This is a genomic window from Endozoicomonas sp. ALC013 (genome assembly GCF_049310205.1).
Taxonomy (GTDB): domain Bacteria; phylum Pseudomonadota; class Gammaproteobacteria; order Pseudomonadales; family Endozoicomonadaceae; genus Endozoicomonas.
Genome location: NZ_JBLYNS010000006.1, coordinates 15,517 through 32,602 on the forward strand (window position 1 = coordinate 15,517; position 17,086 = coordinate 32,602).

At 49.6% G+C, this 17,086-nt stretch carries 15 protein-coding genes; 11 read left to right on the forward strand and 4 right to left on the reverse strand.

Going from position 1 to position 17,086, the window contains the following annotated elements; translation table 11 throughout:
* The first annotated feature begins 32 nt into the window (after positions 1-32).
* The 8 genes from ACO6V1_RS02500 (at position 33) to ACO6V1_RS02535 (ending at position 11,977) form a co-directional block, all read left to right on the forward strand.
* Positions 33-1,004, forward strand: a complete 972-nt coding sequence (locus ACO6V1_RS02500; protein WP_422465658.1) for an AAA family ATPase — start codon at positions 33-35, stop codon at positions 1,002-1,004.
* A 42-nt stretch (positions 1,005-1,046) separates the two neighbouring features.
* Positions 1,047-1,985 carry a DUF58 domain-containing protein gene (locus tag ACO6V1_RS02505; protein ID WP_422465660.1) on the forward strand — a complete coding sequence of 313 codons (939 nt, stop codon included), beginning with the start codon at positions 1,047-1,049 and terminating at the stop codon, positions 1,983-1,985.
* Positions 1,986-2,043: 58 nt separating this feature from the next.
* Positions 2,044-2,541, forward strand: coding sequence for a DUF4381 domain-containing protein (locus tag ACO6V1_RS02510; protein WP_422465662.1), 498 nt, complete (start codon positions 2,044-2,046; stop codon positions 2,539-2,541).
* Complete coding sequence (locus ACO6V1_RS02515) at positions 2,534-3,571, forward strand: vWA domain-containing protein (protein WP_422465664.1); 1,038 nt, start codon at positions 2,534-2,536, stop codon at positions 3,569-3,571. Before ACO6V1_RS02510 ends, ACO6V1_RS02515 begins: the two co-directional genes overlap by 8 nt.
* Positions 3,564-5,501 carry a VWA domain-containing protein gene (locus ACO6V1_RS02520; protein ID WP_422465666.1) on the forward strand — a complete coding sequence of 646 codons (1,938 nt, stop codon included), beginning with the start codon at positions 3,564-3,566 and terminating at the stop codon, positions 5,499-5,501. The genes ACO6V1_RS02515 and ACO6V1_RS02520 overlap by 8 nt, the downstream gene beginning before the upstream one ends.
* A complete protein-coding gene (locus ACO6V1_RS02525; protein ID WP_422465668.1) occupies positions 5,495-7,276 on the forward strand; it encodes a BatD family protein in 1,782 nt (593 codons plus the stop codon). Before ACO6V1_RS02520 ends, ACO6V1_RS02525 begins: the two co-directional genes overlap by 7 nt.
* A 478-nt stretch (positions 7,277-7,754) precedes the next feature.
* Entirely contained in the window at positions 7,755-10,895 is a 3,141-nt protein-coding gene (locus ACO6V1_RS02530; protein ID WP_422459907.1) for a hypothetical protein, read from the forward strand.
* A gap of 449 nt (positions 10,896-11,344) precedes the next feature.
* A complete protein-coding gene (locus tag ACO6V1_RS02535) occupies positions 11,345-11,977 on the forward strand; it encodes a hypothetical protein (protein WP_422448843.1) in 633 nt (210 codons plus the stop codon).
* Positions 11,978-12,039: 62 nt separating this feature from the next.
* Here the strand turns inward: ACO6V1_RS02535 and ACO6V1_RS02540 are convergent, their stop codons facing one another.
* The 3 genes from ACO6V1_RS02540 to ACO6V1_RS02550 all read right to left on the reverse strand — a co-directional run bounded on the left by ACO6V1_RS02540 (position 12,040) and on the right by ACO6V1_RS02550 (position 13,973).
* Positions 12,040-12,390, reverse strand: a complete 351-nt coding sequence (locus tag ACO6V1_RS02540; RefSeq protein ID WP_422448845.1) for a hypothetical protein — start codon at positions 12,388-12,390, stop codon at positions 12,040-12,042.
* Between the two features lie 13 nt (positions 12,391-12,403).
* Positions 12,404-13,060, reverse strand: coding sequence for a hypothetical protein (locus ACO6V1_RS02545; RefSeq protein ID WP_422448847.1), 657 nt, complete (start codon positions 13,058-13,060; stop codon positions 12,404-12,406).
* 118 nt (positions 13,061-13,178) lie between these two features.
* Positions 13,179-13,973 carry a lytic transglycosylase domain-containing protein gene (locus ACO6V1_RS02550; RefSeq protein ID WP_422448849.1) on the reverse strand — a complete coding sequence of 265 codons (795 nt, stop codon included), beginning with the start codon at positions 13,971-13,973 and terminating at the stop codon, positions 13,179-13,181.
* A 37-nt stretch (positions 13,974-14,010) separates the two neighbouring features.
* Here ACO6V1_RS02550 and ACO6V1_RS02555 point away from each other — a divergent pair, with 37 nt between their 5' ends.
* The 3 genes from ACO6V1_RS02555 to ACO6V1_RS02565 all read left to right on the forward strand — a co-directional run bounded on the left by ACO6V1_RS02555 (position 14,011) and on the right by ACO6V1_RS02565 (position 15,673).
* Positions 14,011-14,133 (forward strand): hypothetical protein, encoded by a 123-nt coding sequence (locus ACO6V1_RS02555; RefSeq protein WP_422448851.1) that lies wholly within the window; start codon positions 14,011-14,013, stop codon positions 14,131-14,133.
* 547 nt (positions 14,134-14,680) lie between these two features.
* Complete coding sequence (gene fkpA, locus ACO6V1_RS02560; RefSeq protein ID WP_422448853.1) at positions 14,681-15,427, forward strand: FKBP-type peptidyl-prolyl cis-trans isomerase; 747 nt, start codon at positions 14,681-14,683, stop codon at positions 15,425-15,427.
* Positions 15,428-15,499: 72 nt separating this feature from the next.
* Positions 15,500-15,673, forward strand: coding sequence for a hypothetical protein (locus ACO6V1_RS02565; RefSeq protein ID WP_209203657.1), 174 nt, complete (start codon positions 15,500-15,502; stop codon positions 15,671-15,673).
* Here the strand turns inward: ACO6V1_RS02565 and ACO6V1_RS02570 are convergent, their stop codons facing one another.
* Complete coding sequence (locus ACO6V1_RS02570) at positions 15,674-17,017, reverse strand: sodium-dependent transporter (protein ID WP_422465670.1); 1,344 nt, start codon at positions 17,015-17,017, stop codon at positions 15,674-15,676.
* Between the last annotated feature and the right edge of the window lie 69 nt (positions 17,018-17,086).

Consider the following 17,086-nt stretch of genomic DNA (forward strand, 5'->3'; position numbering starts at 1 on the left):
TAAAGACGCAGACAGATTGCCAGGTTGAAAAAATGTCATCAAGCCACTGTTTTACCCAATTCAGTCAGCTGAAAAACTACCTTTCCAGCACCATCATTGGCCAGGAGCATCTGGTTAACCGCCTGTTAATCACCCTGCTGGCTGACGGACACCTGCTGGTTGAAGGTGCGCCCGGCCTGGCCAAGACCAGGGCGGTTAAAGCACTGTCCGATGGCCTGGATGCCGACTTTCACAGAATCCAGTTTACCCCTGACCTGCTGCCTGCCGATGTCACCGGCACCGACATCTATCTGCCGGAAGATGGCAGCTTCCGGTTTCAGCCCGGCCCGATTTTTCACAACCTGATTCTGGCGGACGAGATCAACCGCGCACCGGCCAAAGTTCAGTCTTCATTATTGGAAGCCATGGCCGAGCGGCAGGTCAGTGTTGGCCAGAAAACCTACCCATTGCCTGAGGTCTTTATGGTGATGGCCACCCAGAACCCCATTGAGCAGGAAGGCACTTACCCATTGCCGGAAGCCCAGCTGGATCGCTTTATCATGCATGTCCGGGTGGGCTATCCCGATGTGGCAGCAGAGCGGGCGATTCTGAAACTGGCCAGGGGAGAAGCCATGCAGACACCGGTTGAGCGCCCCCAATCCCCGCTTACCCAGGAAGAAATTCTGCAGGCCCGCCAGGCAGTGCTGACCGTGCACATGGAACCATCGGTTGAGGAATACATTGTCCAGTTAATTAATGCCAGCCGCCACCCGGAACGTTACAGCGATCAACTCTCAGGATGGCTGGATTACGGTGCCAGCCCCAGGGGTACCATTGCTCTTGATCGCTGCGCCCGCGCTTATGCCTGGCTGGATGGCCGTGATTATGTCACCCCTGATGATGTCCAGTCGATCGCCCACGACGTGCTGCGCCATCGCCTGCTGCTGACCTTTGAAGCAGAAGCCGAGGGTAAGGATGCAGACCAGATCATCAACCAGCTATTAGACATCGTTCCCATCGCCTGAACTGATTCACACATGCATATAAAGGGCTATCAGAGACAAGCCATGAGTGGAGCCTACTGTACATTACAGAGCCTGGTTAATCTGCGGTTGTCGGCCAGGGACCTGCCTTTGTTTCGCCAGGGACGCAGCCAGCGGCAGATGCTGGGTAACTCCCGCTCCCCGTTCAAGGGCCGTGGTATCGACTTTGAAGAAGTCAGGGCCTATCAGTTCGGGGATGATATCCGTTCCATCGACTGGCGGGTCACGGCCCGGAGAATGAAGCCGCACACCAAAGTATTTCAGGAAGAGCGGGAGCGGCCGGTGATGATTTTGCTCGACCAGAGCCATGCCATGTTCTTTGGCAGTCAATTGAACTTCAAATCCGTCACTGCGGCGGAAATCTCCGCCCTGATTGCCTGGGCCACCCTTAACCATGGTGACCGGATTGGCGGTGTTATTTTCAATGAACATGAGCTGAATGAAACACGACCAAAGCGTTCCAGAAAAACGCTGATGCACTGGCTTAATCAGATGGAACGGATGAACCGAAAACTCCGCCTTGCCTCCATAGCCAGTATGGATGCAGAACATGGGCTGGCCAGAACCCTCAGGCACACCCGGCGAGTGGCACACCCCGGCACCCAGATATTTCTGATCAGCGATTTCAGTCATGTTAATAAAGAGTCCGAACAGCATCTGGCTCAGCTGGCCCGGCACAATGAACTGATGGCGATTAAAGTGAACGACCCTCTGGAACAGCATCTGCCAGCTCCGGATCAATACCGGATAACCGATGGCATGCACAACCTGTCAGTGAACACCGGCCACCCTCAGCTGCGCCAGCAGTTCCATCAGCAGTATCTGGTGCACCATGAACAGCTGAAGCAGATGCTGGCACGGTATCGTATCCCGCTGCTGGAGATTAATTGCGCCACACCCTCCGCGCAGCAGTTGTTGGGGCTGTATGGTGTCAGGACGAACAACAGGGAGCTGGCTCAGTGAAGAGATATTTGGTGGTTAACGCCTGTTTTGAGCTTACGGCACCTCAGGGGACTTAGTTATGGACCTGCAAAATCCTCTGGACCAACTCCGGCCGAACCATCTCCCGGACCCTGTTGGATTATGGCCACCCGCCATTGGCTGGTGGCTTCTGGCGTTGATTGGTATTGCCCTGATGGTTCTGGTCACCGTCTATGGCTGGCGTCGCTGGCAGAAAAACCGTTATCGCTCAGAGGCACTGCTGCAAGCCAGGAAAATTCACGCTGACTATCAGGTTCATCAGTCGCTGCACAGACTGGCCAATGAATCCAATGAACTGTTAAAACGGGTAGCCCTGCACGCGTTTCCTGCAAACAAGGTTGCCGGGCTGAGCGGGGCTTCCTGGTGCCAGTTTCTGGCGGATACCGGCGACATGCCCGACTTCCTCAACCACAGCGCCTTCAATAACCACCGCTATAACCCGCAGATAGCGCTAACGCCAACCCACGGCACTCCTGACGAGATGCCAGCAAACGTGTATAAACTCACCCGGCAATGGATAAAGAAACACCATGCTTGAGCTTGAATGGCCCTGGATACTGATTGCCCTGCCCTTACCTCTGCTGGTTTATCGATGGGTCAAACCAGCCAGCAGCAATAATGATGCCGCGCTGTATACCCCTTTTTATGGCAAGCTGTCGTCCATAGTGGGGGAGCAACGGGCAGAACAGGAAACGCCTTCTGGCAAACGAATCATTCTACCCGGTGTGATTTGGCTACTGCTGCTTGTTGCTGCCAGCAAACCGGTCTGGCTGGGAGACCCCGTTGAGATACAAGACAGTGGTCGTGACCTGATGATGGCCGTTGATCTCTCAGGCAGCATGGAGATCAAAGATATGGTGCTCAATGGCCGTCAGGTTGATCGGCTGAGCGCCACCAAAGCGGTGATGAATGACTTTATCCAGCGACGTCGTGGCGACCGGCTTGGACTTATCCTGTTTGGTACCCAGGCCTATCTGCAAACTCCGCTGACCTTTGACCGGGAAACGGTCAGAACACTGATGAATGAGTCGGCTATCGGGATGGCGGGCAACAAGACAGCGATCGGAGATGCCCTGGGTCTTACCGTTAAACATCTTCGTAAGCGCCCTGAAGACAGTCGGGTGCTTATCTTGCTGACCGATGGTGCCAATACTGCCGGAGAGATCTCGCCACTGCAGGCTGCCCAGATTGCCCGGGAAGAAGGCATCAAAATCTACGCCATTGGCCTCGGGGCTGAAGAGATGGTGGAGCGCAGTTTCTTTGGCTCCCGCCGGGTTAATCCATCGGCGGACCTGGACGAGCAAACCTTACAGGAAATGGCAGAACTGACAGGCGGTCAGTATTTCCGGGCCCGCAACATTGATGAACTGAATAAGATTTATGCGCTGCTGGATCAGCTTGAACCTGTCGTTCAGGAAGAAGAGGTGTTTCGCCCCAGCAAGAACCTGTTTTTCTGGCCACTGGGGCTGGCGCTACTGCTAAGCCTGATCCCGGCAATGATAAGTATCAATTTCCCCAGCGCTCTTAACCACTGGAAAGCTGACAAAGGGAAGGCTCACCATGATTGAATTTTTCTCTTTGTTTATGGATCAATTCCATTTTCTCAGACCACTCTGGCTGCTGATGCTACTGCCCTGCATCACCCTGGTATTCCTGCTCTGGCGACAACATCGGGATCGGGGCAGCTGGTCTAAAGTCATTGCCCCTGCTCTCCTGCCCTGGTTATTGGAAGGAGAGCAGCAGAAACCGGCTCGCTGGCCGCTGATGCTGGTATGGACTGGCTGGGTAATCGCCTCTCTGGCCCTTGCCGGGCCTGCCTGGCAGAAGGAGCCGGTACCCGTCAGTAAACATCAACAGCCCTGGGTGGTTGCCGTTGATCTCTCCTATCACATGTACGCGGCGGATCTTTCCCCCAACCGCCTGACCCGGGTGCGTTTCAAGCTGCAGGATTTGTTCAACCAGCGCAGTGAAGGGCTCTCTGCCCTGGTCGCCTACGCTGGCTCTGCCCATACCGTAGCGCCACTGACAGACGATAGTCGTACATTAAACAACCTGACCAAAGCCCTTGGCCCTGACATTATGCCCGTACAGGGTAACGACCCTGTAGCAGCAGTGCGCCTGGCAAAACAGCTCCTGACTCAGGGCAGCAGTGAGTCCGGCGATATTTTGCTGGTTACCGGCTCCATGACCGCAGCACAGGCGGAGGAGATTTCCAGTCTGCTGCAGAACAGCGGTATCCGTTTATCCATTCTTGGTACCGGAACGGAACAGGGAGCACCGATTCCCTTGCCTGATGGCGGTTATCTGAAAAATCAACAGGGAGCCATTGTCGTCCCTCAACTGGAACAGTCCCGTCTGCAGTCACTGACTCGGGCCAATGGCGGTGGATACCAGACCATGACCGTTGCAGCTACCGACCTGCAAGCCCTCCTGCCAACAGGCAACATCAATCCACTATTCGGTGAACAGATATCAACTGAGCGTGAGTTTGATCAGTGGTATGACGCCGGTTACTGGCTGGTATGGCTGCTATTACCTGCTGCCCTGCTGGGCTTTCGCCAGGGTTGGTTAGTACTGCTCATGATCTCCCTGCTGCCGGTCCCCCGGGATGCCATGGCATTGAGCTGGAATGACCTTTGGCAGACACGGGATCAGCAGGGGCAAAAAGCGCTTCAGGAGGGGAATCCGGAGCTGGCAGCCAGCCTGTTCAATGATCCGGCCTGGAAAGCGGAAGCTTTATTCCGGAATCAGCAGTTTGAGGAATCTGCAACAACCCTGAACTCTCCTGATGATCAGACGATTGAGCCCATATCGGCTTACAACCGGGGCAATGCACTGGCCAGGGCAGGCAAACTTCAGGAAGCCATTGACGCTTATGACCAGGCAATATCCCAACAACCCGATATGGAGGATGCCAGGTTCAACCGTCATCTGGTTGAACAGTTATTGCAGCAGCAGTCCGATCAATCGCAGCAAAATCAGGGAAACGACAGTCAGCAAAATAGCACCCGACAAGAAAGTGGCCAGGGTGAAAATAGCCAGCAGCAGTCCCGGAGCGATAATAACCAATCCAGAAACAACAACCGGGATGACGCTGCTCCTGAAAATGACCAGACCGGTGAAAACACCAGCGCGCAGGAATCTTCAGCGCAACAGCGCCCACAGAACAACCCACCCGTTGATCAGAACCAGCAGCAAGATCAACAACAAGCCCAATCTGAACCGTCTGAAGATAAGGACAGCACCAGTCCATCGCAACAGTCTGCTCAGGCCGAAAAAAATAAAGTTGATGATAAAGCTCCGGAAACAACGGCCAGTGCTTCGGATGAAGGGGAAGATGAGCAGCCACTTTCTGCCGAACAGCAGGCTATTGAAAGCTGGTTGAGAACCATTCCGGATGACCCGGGTGGTTTATTACGCAGAAAGTTTCTGCATCAGCAAAAGTCTCAACAACTATCTCAACAACAGCAAAACAGAACGGAGGAGGCATCATGGTAAACCGAAAGTCATTTTATTTGATGTTGACCGCATTGATCAGTCTTTCGGTTTCCATGATAGCCAATGCCGCATTTACCGCCAGTGTTAACAGAACATCACTGGCCAGCCATGAAACCCTGGAACTCACCCTGCGCACGGATGAAAGTTCCAGTGACGCTCCAGACCTGAAACCCCTGGAGTGGAGTTTTGACATACTGGGCACCCGGCAACAGAACAAGACCAGTATCATTAACGGCAAAAGGGAGTTTACCCGCGACTGGGTGGTTACCCTGGCTCCGAAACAGCAGGGAACACTGGTGATTCCACCGATCCAACTGGGTGACCGGCAATCTGAAGCGGTTACCATCACCGTCCGCGATAACCGACCCGATGACGCAACAACGGATACCGGCCCAATCCTGATGAACGCCGAGGTCAGCAGTAACAGTATTTATGTCCAGCAGGAGCTGATCTTCACCCTGACCATTCTCTCCAGAGTCCAGCTGTATGATGATAACCGGCTGAGTGCCCTGGATATCAGTGATGCGTTGATTCAGCAGCTGGGGGAAACACGGAAACTGGATACCATTATTGAGGGTATCCGCTACCGGGGATTTGAGTTGAAGTACTCGATTCATCCCCAATCGGTGGGCGAAATAATCATACCATCACTGACCTTTACCGGGGTGGCGGCCGAGCCCCGGGATCCATTTGGCAGTTTCTTTTCCAGTGGTGGCAAACCCGTACTTGCCCGCTCCAGGGAGATACAAATTGAGGTAAAACCCAGACCTGAAAACTACCCTGCCAGTGACACCTGGTTACCCGCGCGAAAGATAACGATTCAGGAGCAATGGAGTCAGCCACCGGACAGTTTGCAGGTGGGGGATGCCATTACCCGAACCATCACCGTCAATGCCGACGGTCTCAGTGCCGCACAACTGCCACCTATTCTGATGACTCAACCAAAGGGAGTGAACAGCTACCCGGATAAATCCGGGACAGCAGACCGGGAAACGGCCAATGGCGTTCAAGGGCAGCGCACAGATTCCATAGCCATGATTCCAACCCGCCCCGGAAAAATCACGTTACCCGCGATTGAATACACCTGGTTTGATACAGCAAGTGGCGAGACTAAAACCTCCAGACTGCCTGCAACAGAGATAAAGGTATCCGCCAATCCAAACGCGAATGCCTTAACCGTGGCCTCCCCGACCACATTGCCAACAGACAAGCCTGCTGAATGTCCGGATCCTGCGAGAGTCAGCGATACGACACCGCTGGAGCCTGCCAGCATCTGGCAGACACCTGTCTTCTGGCAGTGGTTAACCGCTTTTTTTGCACTGTTATGGCTGGTGACCCTGGGGCTCTGGCGGTTCAAATCCAGTGCCGCAACAAAGTCAGATCAACCCATCATTAACATGGGTGGTCGTCATCAATCCGGGAAACACGCATCTGAAGCAGAAGCATTCCGGCAACTGGAAGCTGCCTGCCTGCAGAACGATGTTCGGTTGACGCTGAGTGAACTGAAAAACTGGTGTCGTATATATCTTAACAACAACCTTAACAACGAGAACCGGACTTCATTGACCGACTGTCTCAACCAGCTTGGCTCAGAGGAACTGAGCGATATCTGCAACCAACTGACCGCCAGTCTTTATCAAACTCAGGCAGGAGGGGCTGCCACAGCTGCTCAAGAAGAGCAGTTGACAGCATTGCTGGCAGTGTGCAAAAAGCTCAAAGGTACAAAGTCTGGTCGGAAAAAAGATCAGCAGCTCGGTGAGCTGTATCCCGAATAGATCCGCTTAACTTGCTGGGAGCATCCTCTCAGCAAATTCATTTTATGTCATTTTGCCCCTGGCCCAATACGTTCTGCCTAACCGTCTAACAATAAATTGCAATCAGGTATATTTAACAAAAGCCGTCACTCCCGCCTGACCAACTGAAACTGAAACTGAAACTGATCGCATTTAAAATGGAAAATTTTTCTATAATACAGTTTAAAAAAATCAGGATAAATTAATTAAGAGAACTTTTAGAATGCCATTGCCTCCTATGAACATTGATGAACGGGTACATTATCCAGAGCCAGAAGTTTCAGGATTGCCTGTCACTCCTCATGTCAAAAGCGGCTATGTACAAAACCCGGCTCCATTAAATTGCGAAGCATTGATGCCCTGTTGTCCTAATTCATATCCTTTTCAAACTACAGATATTTCTTCAAGGGGCATCCTTCCCGTTTCAACAGTTCCAGTTCAATTTCTGGCAACAACCCAAATGACCGGTCAGCCGGTTGCTGCCGTATATTGTGGAAATCAACCTGTCATTCCATTTCCGCAACAACAACCAATCAGTATGAACACACTGCCATTGGCAATAGAGCCAGACACTTACGATGCAACATTCCGTCCATTTCCCGGGCAGGATTTTGTGGCAGTAACTTCTGATCAAGTGTCAGGCTGGCCACCTTCTTGCCCGGTTGAGAGCCTTACGCATGATAAAGCGCTTCGCCAGGGATTTGAGAGCAAGACTGCTCAGCCTGAGGCAACCATGGTGAAAGCGGATAGACAAATAGCAATAACGACAAAGGTTAATCTGGATCCGGAAGCAAACGAGTTCGTGCCAAAAACACTGCAATGTTCTAAGGAACAGGTATCCCGGAGGGATGACAGACAACCGGCAAACGCTTTTGCCAGCAACAATGAAAAAGCATGCCCATCCCAACAGCTGCAGGCAGAGGATGAAGTACCAGTGGGAGCTATACCACTCCCGCAGGTTACAGGTACGAAATCTAATGAGGCCGGTGCTGAGTTAACGCCTTCATCAGCCCCGGATTACGCGAATAGTCCCGGGACATATTTTTCAGTCCAACAAGTCCTGCAACTCAGGCACCCCGGGGCTGCCAGAAAAACACCCTGGGCACTCAGGCTGCTTTACCTCGAATGCTTCGATTTTCATCAGAAAATGCGCACCGATAATAGCTTTGATAAACAGGGGAACAGGATAAAGCTTTCCAGGAGCGAGTTAAAAAAACAGCACAAGACACTACAAAACCAGCTGAGGGAAAATAACAGCACGGTAAAACTACCTCCGTTACATAAAATAAAAAAACTGCCATCGACTGATATACTTTTGGTCAGACCAACAACCCATGCAAATATTCACCCACTGAGCAGTCAATTAAACCATACTGCTGCTTCATTAGACCCGGATAAGTTTACTCAGAGGGAAAAAGTAAGAAACAGTCTGGCCGCGCATTTGGCATTTTATAAGTGTTCTGGCAAAGAGATGAACCAGCTGAAAGAAATGGCCAAAACCGAAGAGGTAAGAGGATACGTGGAAAAAATAGAAACAGATGATCTATGGAATCTGGATTTTACCAGCATGTACTACTACCCCTATTTTGACCAAAAGGTTTTTACACTCAAAGCCCCATTCATCAGGTCGGCAGAGACGATTTACTGCCATCCACGTTTGTCCAGTCAACCATTGTTACAATATGGAAAAAAACTTTTTGCTATCAGTGAAACACAGCAAGCCATTAATGAAAGCCATGATAAACAATCAGCGGACATTATCAATACCATCACGTCATTAGCAAAAACCCTGAGTATCAAGCTGAACCAGCAGGCGGATAACAATACACCTGCCAAGGTGCCAGAAACTTTTTCCAGGCAGTGCATTCAGTGGCATATACAATTTACCTCTGATCTTGTTTACAAAATGATTAAATTGGGTGAGGAAAATACACAGGAAATTGGAGATGCTACTGCCTACTCAATGGATGCTCTTCTTGTGAGTATTAACACACTGTCTGACTATTCTTCAATATTTACCGAAGAGTTCATAATGCTTACTGAATCACTGTGCCTCTTGCTGCAAAGTCGCCCGCTTCAGCATTTACTGGTGCAACAGGTAGCACAAGTACCCGGCAACGTTAAAAGCGCTTGGCTTAAATCTATAGAACAACTGGAAAGTACGACCCTGATGATTCTGGTAAAATCATTGCAGCACCCGGGGCTGTTAAACACCACCATGTGCCTCCTTAAAACGCTATCTGACCATGAAATATTTCGAACGGGACAAGCTGGCAATAACAAAATATCCATGATTCGATTAGCCAGAGTAGCAACAGAGATTACTAATAGTTTATTAACAACACTGACTAATAATTTCCTGGATGACCTTTCGACACATAATCAATTTATACAACAACTGAACAGTTGCTGCTCGATACTCAATCAAGTGCATCAAAAAGTCATTCAGAAATCCAACCTTGTTCACACTGAGTCACAAAATCTGGAAGCTTGTATAAAGACTCTCCATGAAGCGTGTAAAATTCGACTCACTGAAATTGACAGGGTACGTCAGGATTATCTTAATGAATTTGAGAGTGAGAAAAAAAGCAATCATGACATATTACGAGAAAATATGAAAAAAAGGGAGCGGGCAAAACAGAAACAGGAAATAAGAAACAAAAGAAAACAGCAGCTTCAACAGGAGATTACCAGAGTAAAATCTGAGCCACAGGAGAAAGAACAACCGGAATCAGATCATGCAAAGCTGGTTAATAGCATGAGTAAGCGACTGCAACTGTTTAATAAAAATCTTGAGTACGGTGAAAACTATGTTAACGAACTGACGACAGTCGATTCTGTATTTCCTGAAATACAGCAATCCCCCGTATTGGCTGTCTGGGTTTATGGTGATCTTGCCTACAACCTATGCAATAAGTGTACGGATAAATTTAACCGGGCCACACTTTTTGTCGAGAAGTTCGACAAAATGAGAGCCTTCTGTGATGATGCTCTTAAGGAAGCTGCTCAACATCCATGGCAGTATGACGCCCAGTGGCTATATGATAGAAATCCAAATCAGCCAATCAGCATCAGCAGCATCAATTTCCTTACGCGGTTATCTGATCCAGAGCAGATTCAGGTCCTGATCAAACGTGCATTCACCAGCGCTTCCCTGTATCAGTCAGCCCTTGATCGAGGCAGAGATGCCGCCCATCAACTGACTCAGGATATGATGGTCGGCCTGGCAAGTGAGGAAAATGATCTGCAAATGTATCACCTGCAGCAAAGGGTAGCGTTTATCATTGAAGAAATGAACGATGTAAAGCAGTACCTGAAAGACCTGCAACCGGTGCCTGACATATCTCATCTTTTAGCTACAAGAAAGCAGCTTTTTAAAACACTTAAAACAAAAGAGGTTACCAGTGTGCCAGACGTCGGTAAAGCAGATCAGGGCAAAGAAGCAAAGGACGCCGTTTATAAAGCACTGCTGGAGAAATCAAAAAGGGAGTGGAAAGTTGACAGCTCAGTTTGTGATATGCGCAATTCTGCCGAACAGCAGCTTGAGCAAGTCATTAAAGGTTTTACAGAACTTAAAACACAGCTGGGAGTCGTACAATAGTCTTTTTCAACTAACCAATATCCGGATTAATAGCCTTAGCCAATCTTTATAATTGGCTGACGTAAATATCAAATGGGCTGTATCAGAGTTGAACTTTCATAATGAAGGAGTGGTCTCAGGGTGTAATTCAATAGTTCAGTAATGTAATGTACAGGTTTAGCCCGGACTCAACTGTCTTTTATGGATCTCCTTGTTTACAGGAGTTGCAAAAAAATCCCTTGCTATTACTGGCGGAGGTTTCAAGCTCACAACTCAGCGGGTTCGGTTATCCTGTACAGATACTTAGGCAGTCCCATTCTGGATATTTAAAACAACAATTACCGAATCAGGATACACCCGGTTCTTCACGTGCTCTGAGTATTTTTTCAACGTTCCATTTACCTCCCTCTGTACATTCAACAGTTACTTTTTCCCAGCCACCACCACGCTCCATTGCGGCAGTCAGTCCGTTGATCAGGTACACTCAACAGCAGGCTCCTGCCAACACTGTTGAGTTTAAAGCAACTGAATCTTCCGGTTACGGCGAACTTCTGCCCCCCACTCCTGATCTGCCCCAGGCACTTAAGACACTGAAAGAGGTGAGTGAGTCCGATAAACGCAACGCGACCAGAGCCAGATATGCTGCATCCGAAAAAGGCAGGAAGGCCATAGCCAGGGCCAAAGCTAAATATCAGGCATCCAATAAAGGCAAAGAGATCATGGCCAGGGCCAGGGCTAAATACATGGCATCCGATAAAGGCAAAGAGACCATAGCCAAATACACCGCATCTGATAAACGCAAGACGTCAAGGGCCAAATATGCTGCATCCGAAAAAGGCAGGAAGGCCATAGCCAGGGCCAGGGCTAAATACATGGCATCCGATAAATGCAAAGAGGCCAGCGCCAGAAGGTGGGCCAAATTCGCTGCATCTGATAAAGGTAAGGCAGACCAGCCCATAAGGTATACAAGGACAACAACCTATCGATTGGCTATAAAACAAGGCTTGAGTGAAGAGTTGGCGAGGGAAAAAGCAGAGCTGGCAGCTGAGGCAAAAAAAGCAGAATTAACATCAGTCCCCCCCACTTTTCAGTCAACAGACTGAAGGAGCATTACCAATCCGGAAGCAAAGTGCATCTGATGTAACGCCCTGTTCGTTATGTGAGTTTATTTACTCAACCAAATCTGTGAGATGGTTGGATTGGAATGCAGGCATGTTTCCCTAACCTTCAATTGCACATCAGAATTGGTGGCAAATGCTGAAAGCACCATAGATCGGACGATATTGTTTGAAATCACCTCAGCCTGTGAATCATAATCATTGTATAAATCCACTTTTACCAAATCGCTTCGGCAACCATACGGACCAATAGTACGGTCAACTTTGAAGTAAAAAGTTCTGCTTCCCTGGGCATGGGCACCAACACTGATTATCTTCAATCCGGTTTCCGTACCGGCCACAACAGTCGTTGATATAATTGATAACAATAGTCCAAGTATGCTAATGAATATGCGCATTTTTTTCCCCTTTTCAGTCAACCTTCCGGCCGCTATTCAGTACCTGTGTAGTTGTCCCCATGATTTTACGTCCGAGTAAAATAGAAGGTCTGTATGGATGCAGTACCGCAGACAAGCCTGAAGGGTTATAGTCATCATCCGCAGGTTTCTGGTGACCTGTGCCTCCGGCATCGCCACAACTGTGATAACAGCAGGGGGTATGTATCCATACGTGGCTGTTGCCATCTCCTGCCACGATTGCCACGATTGCCAGGACAGTTACCGCAGCGACAGCTACACCGGAGAAGATCAATTCAGATCCATGTCTTGGCAGCTCATAGTACAGGCGTGAAATACAGTTGAAAGTCTCTCGGGCGGGTTTGATGGTATATTCCAGCAGGCTTTTGTGTGGTTTTCCACGGATCGCATCTGTGGCCATTTTCCCAATACCATAGACAGCACCTCCGGTGGCAGCGAGCCCGGTAACAGCCACAGCGGTAACGTAATAGGCAGCAAAAACACCGCCATTTACCACCGTTGAGGCAATGCGAAATGGCATGACACAAGCCTTTGCAGCAGCTTTGCCGATACTTGACCATACGGAACGACGACCGCTTCCCTCCATGGCAGGAGCATGAAATTGGGTCTGACTGACATTAGTCGAAACTGGAGCAACACCTGGATAGCTCATAAAACCACCTCCCTGTTGATATAAAAATTAAGGTAATGCTTTATCAGACCCGGAATTTACCAGGGTATTCAGTTTGATTGACTAACAAGATGGTTAGGAATAGTGTCATTCAGCCTGATTAAAGTGCCTGAAAGTAAATGTAAAGCACCATAAGCACCAGTTGGCGACAAAAGAGACAACCAGCGCTGGGAATAACACACTCTGGAGAGTGATAGCCCGATTTGACTCTGGAAAAACCATCACCCTCGACAACAGAAAGGGCTGGTAACCTGATGCCATGCTTACCCGGCAGAAGAACCACATGGCTGAGGGCCAGAAACTTGGCCACATGTTTTCGGGTTTCAGCTGGCAAATCAAGGCTCCAGAAACCCGCATCTGAATATTCTCCCGACGCTTCAGCCTGAGCAATGCTTTGTTTCACCCGGTAAAGGCCTGCGTTATAAGCAGCAATGGTTAACATCCAGTCACTGGTTCTTTTATAGAGGTACTCAATATAGGTCAATGCGGCATCAGTGGCTTTTTCCAGGTCAGTTCTTTCATCACACTTTTTCGACACCTTAAGTCCGTAAGCCCTGGCTGTTCGGGGCATCAACTGCCACAGCCCCATCGCCCTTGCCGATGAACGTGCTTTGAGGTCAAGCTCGCTTTCAATCAGCGGTAGCAGGGCCAGCTCTGCCGGCAGACCTTTTTCCTGAATCTTCCTGTTCAAATAAAATTGATACACCAGGATTCGTTCGGACAGACGGTTAAAATAATATTGGGGAAATGCTTTCAGCTGCTCTTTGACCTTCGCATTGTGATAGTAGGCCATTAACCGAAAACCATGGCGTAACGACTGCCAGCCATCTTTTGGGTCATGAATGCAGACCGGCCGGTAGGGCTTATCCATTTGACGCTTTTCCGTCTCTGCCATGTCCCCCTGTCCATGGCATGGCACAGGAGAAAAGCCCATGAAGACAACAACAGCTGCCAACGCCAGAAAATACCAGCCCGTCCGACAACCCGCCAAAAGTGGCCCGTCTTTTACTGCACTTTTATTGCACAAGGGTGTCTCAGGCTGCTTTCCGGACTGAATAAAAACGGTAGTGCTAACAGCAGACTCCAAGCGACGGCTCCAAAGCAAACAATGGCGACGAAAAACTCTATAAATTGAAACTAGAGATTTAAACTGGGACAAAAAGACAAAGATCATAAAAATATAGCGTATTTTACACCGGAAATTCGAGGCATGCTGTTAAAGACCGACTGACAGAATCCCCCCAGACAACCTTTTATCCCCGGTAAATAGTTGGTCAAATGGAATTGAATCGTGATTCGTGGAATTGATATCTTCACGCTCCTGTAATAATTGATGGCTCTTTCTATCAACGCCTCAATTGATAGCTTAAGCAGACCAGCATAACGTCGCCCCATTAAATTCAGAGAGAATTGATTTTGTATAAACCGGTAATGATATACCGTAAGGTAATAATGTGATTTTTTTGAAAAATTATTGTTATTTGGTTCAACTGACGTAAAGGCTGTGCCATTATTGATAGGTTTTTTTTTACTTTCATCCTGATACAGGCAAGATCGTCCTGGCCAATACGGCATTTCTGGCCAAAAACAACGGAAACTGATATGAAGAAGGTTATTAAGATATCTGCTCTGGCAGCCGCTGTACTCTTGGCATCAGGCTGTCAGGAAAAGACCACCCAGGCTCCTGAAGTTGAGTTAAACACGGATGATCAGAAAGCCGCCTATGCCATTGGTGCCTCTGTTGGTAACTTTGCCAGTCAGACACTGAAGCAGCAGGATGAGCTTGGTGTTGTGCTTGACCGTGCGCTGGTTCAGCAGGGCTTGCTGGACGCCCTTGCCGATCAGGTCAAAATGAACGAGGAGGAGATGGGTGCAGCGCTTAGGGCTCATGAGCAGAAGATGAACACCGTCGTTCAGGAGAACGCTACCAAAAAGCGTGAGGAGACCCGTAAAACCGGTGCCAAATACCTGGAAGATAACGCCGTGAAAGAAGGAGTTTCCGTGACTGAGTCCGGTCTGCAATATGAAGTTATCAAGCAGGGAGACGGCCCAAAACCAACCGCAGCGGATACTGTTACCGTTCATTATACCGGTACGCTGACTGACGGCACTGTTTTCGACAGCAGCAAGCAGAGAGGCCAGCCAGCGACTTTCCCCCTGGCAAACGTGATCAAGGGCTGGACTGAGGGTGTTGCCCTGATGTCTGTTGGCTCTGAATATCGCCTGACGATTCCCGCTGAGCTGGCTTACGGCGACCAGGAAGTTGGTTCCATTCCAGCAGGCTCCGTGCTGGTATTTGAGGTTGAGCTGATCAGCATTGAAGGCAAAGAAGAAGCCGCCAGCGAATAAACCACGAAATAAATCCTCAGGCTGGGTACAATAACGGGCAGTACGACGACTGCCCGTTATTTTTGGTGAAATATGAACCTGATCTCTATTTTAGTACTTTTGTTCATCACCCTGTTTGTTGTGGTTAAGCTGACGGAGCGCCATGGCAAACCGCTGACTAATGAACAGCAGGGCAAGCTTGCCAAAATCGCCATGGTATTAATTTTTGTTATGTTAGTGGCAGCTCTGATCAAATCTCTGATGTGATCAAAATTGAAACAGCTCACCGATGATGACCATCAACAGCAATGCAGGGCTGACCCAGCGGATCAGGAGCTGCCAGGTTTTCAGGGATTTACCCTGCATTCCCAACTGTTCAATCAGCACTTTTCTTTCCATGATATAACCGCAAAAATAAAGTACCAGAAGCCCAACGGCTGGCAGCATAACCTGGGTAGCAAAGGCGGTATAAAGGTCAAACAACGTTTTACCATCAACAGCAACCTGCTTCCAGACACTGAAAGAGAGCCCGGGTATTAACCCGACCAGAAATATCATAACACCGGCTATGGTGGCTCCTGTTGCGCGGAAGCCTGAACACAGGCGACTCATCATCACCACCAGCGGCTCCGCCAGATTGACTGCCGATGTCCAAACCGCCATGACCAGAAGAAGAAAGAATAAGGGTAAAACCAGCGAGCCAAAGGGCATTTGAGCCAGGGCAACCGGCAGGGTGATAAACATCAGCCCGGGACCTTCCGCCACCGACAGCCCTTCACTGAATACCACGGCAAAGGTGGCAATACCGACCATCACCGCCACCAGCACATCAAGCAAGGCGACCACCAATACCGCCTTAACCACCGACTGCCTCTCCGGCATATAAGCCCCATAGGCCATCAGACAACAGGCACCAATGGCCAGGGTGAAAAAGGCATGGCCCATTGCCTCCAGCACCACACCGCCGCTGACCGCCTCAAACCGGAAAGCAAACAGGTAATCAAGGGCTGGCGCAAAACCACTGAACTGACTGGCATATATCAGTAGAACCACCAGAATCAGGTACATCAGGGGCATCAGCCAGTTATTCAGCTGTTCAATGCCTTTGGAAACGGCTCGACCACTGATGGCCACGGTCATAACAATAAACAGACCGTGGTATAAAACCACCTGCCAGGGTGATTCCAGCAGCTGTTGAAAATGTATCGAAGTCGCTTGAATGCTGTTGGCTGGAAGCCCCCCCGAGAGCGACTGGAAGAAAAAGTGCAGCACCCAGCCGGACACCACACTGTAGAATGAGAGAATCATTGTGGCCGCCAGCGCTCCCATCCAGGCCAGCTTACTCCAGTGCCTGGTATGGCCAGCACTCACCGCCAGCTGCCGCAGACTGCTGGCAGGTGAAGCCCGCCCTGCCCGGCCAACCACAATCTCGGCAACCATGACTGGCAACCCCAGTAACCCCACAAAAATAATATAAAGAAGGAAAAACAGGCTTCCTCCGTTTTCACCGGCTACATAAGGGAAACGCCAGATATTTCCCAAACCGATGGCAGCCCCGGCAATAGCGAAAATAAACGCGCGATTGGAAGTGATTCTGTTTTCAGGTGGCATGGACTGTCCATTTTCTACTGGTATGTACTGACCAACAGGTCATTATCAGCATAGACGCAAACGCATACT

Excerpts from the sequence above, each read along its gene's own strand:
- ACO6V1_RS02500 (WP_422465658.1), top strand. The coding sequence starts at position 33 with ATGTCATCAAGCCACTGTTTTACCCAATTCAGTCAGCTGAAAAACTAC.
- ACO6V1_RS02505 (WP_422465660.1), top strand. The coding sequence starts at position 1,047 with ATGAGTGGAGCCTACTGTACATTACAGAGCCTGGTTAATCTGCGGTTG.
- ACO6V1_RS02510 (WP_422465662.1), top strand. The coding sequence starts at position 2,044 with ATGGACCTGCAAAATCCTCTGGACCAACTCCGGCCGAACCATCTCCCG.
- ACO6V1_RS02515 (WP_422465664.1), top strand. The coding sequence starts at position 2,534 with ATGCTTGAGCTTGAATGGCCCTGGATACTGATTGCCCTGCCCTTACCT.
- ACO6V1_RS02520 (WP_422465666.1), top strand. The coding sequence starts at position 3,564 with ATGATTGAATTTTTCTCTTTGTTTATGGATCAATTCCATTTTCTCAGA.
- ACO6V1_RS02525 (WP_422465668.1), top strand. The coding sequence starts at position 5,495 with ATGGTAAACCGAAAGTCATTTTATTTGATGTTGACCGCATTGATCAGT.
- ACO6V1_RS02530 (WP_422459907.1), top strand. The coding sequence starts at position 7,755 with ATGACCGGTCAGCCGGTTGCTGCCGTATATTGTGGAAATCAACCTGTC.
- ACO6V1_RS02540 (WP_422448845.1), bottom strand. The coding sequence starts at position 12,390 with ATGCGCATATTCATTAGCATACTTGGACTATTGTTATCAATTATATCA.
- ACO6V1_RS02545 (WP_422448847.1), bottom strand. The coding sequence starts at position 13,060 with ATGAGCTATCCAGGTGTTGCTCCAGTTTCGACTAATGTCAGTCAGACC.
- ACO6V1_RS02550 (WP_422448849.1), bottom strand. The coding sequence starts at position 13,973 with ATGGCAGAGACGGAAAAGCGTCAAATGGATAAGCCCTACCGGCCGGTC.
- ACO6V1_RS02555 (WP_422448851.1), top strand. The coding sequence starts at position 14,011 with ATGAAGACAACAACAGCTGCCAACGCCAGAAAATACCAGCCCGTCCGA.
- fkpA (WP_422448853.1), top strand. The coding sequence starts at position 14,681 with ATGAAGAAGGTTATTAAGATATCTGCTCTGGCAGCCGCTGTACTCTTG.
- ACO6V1_RS02565 (WP_209203657.1), top strand. The coding sequence starts at position 15,500 with ATGAACCTGATCTCTATTTTAGTACTTTTGTTCATCACCCTGTTTGTT.
- ACO6V1_RS02570 (WP_422465670.1), bottom strand. The coding sequence starts at position 17,017 with ATGCCACCTGAAAACAGAATCACTTCCAATCGCGCGTTTATTTTCGCT.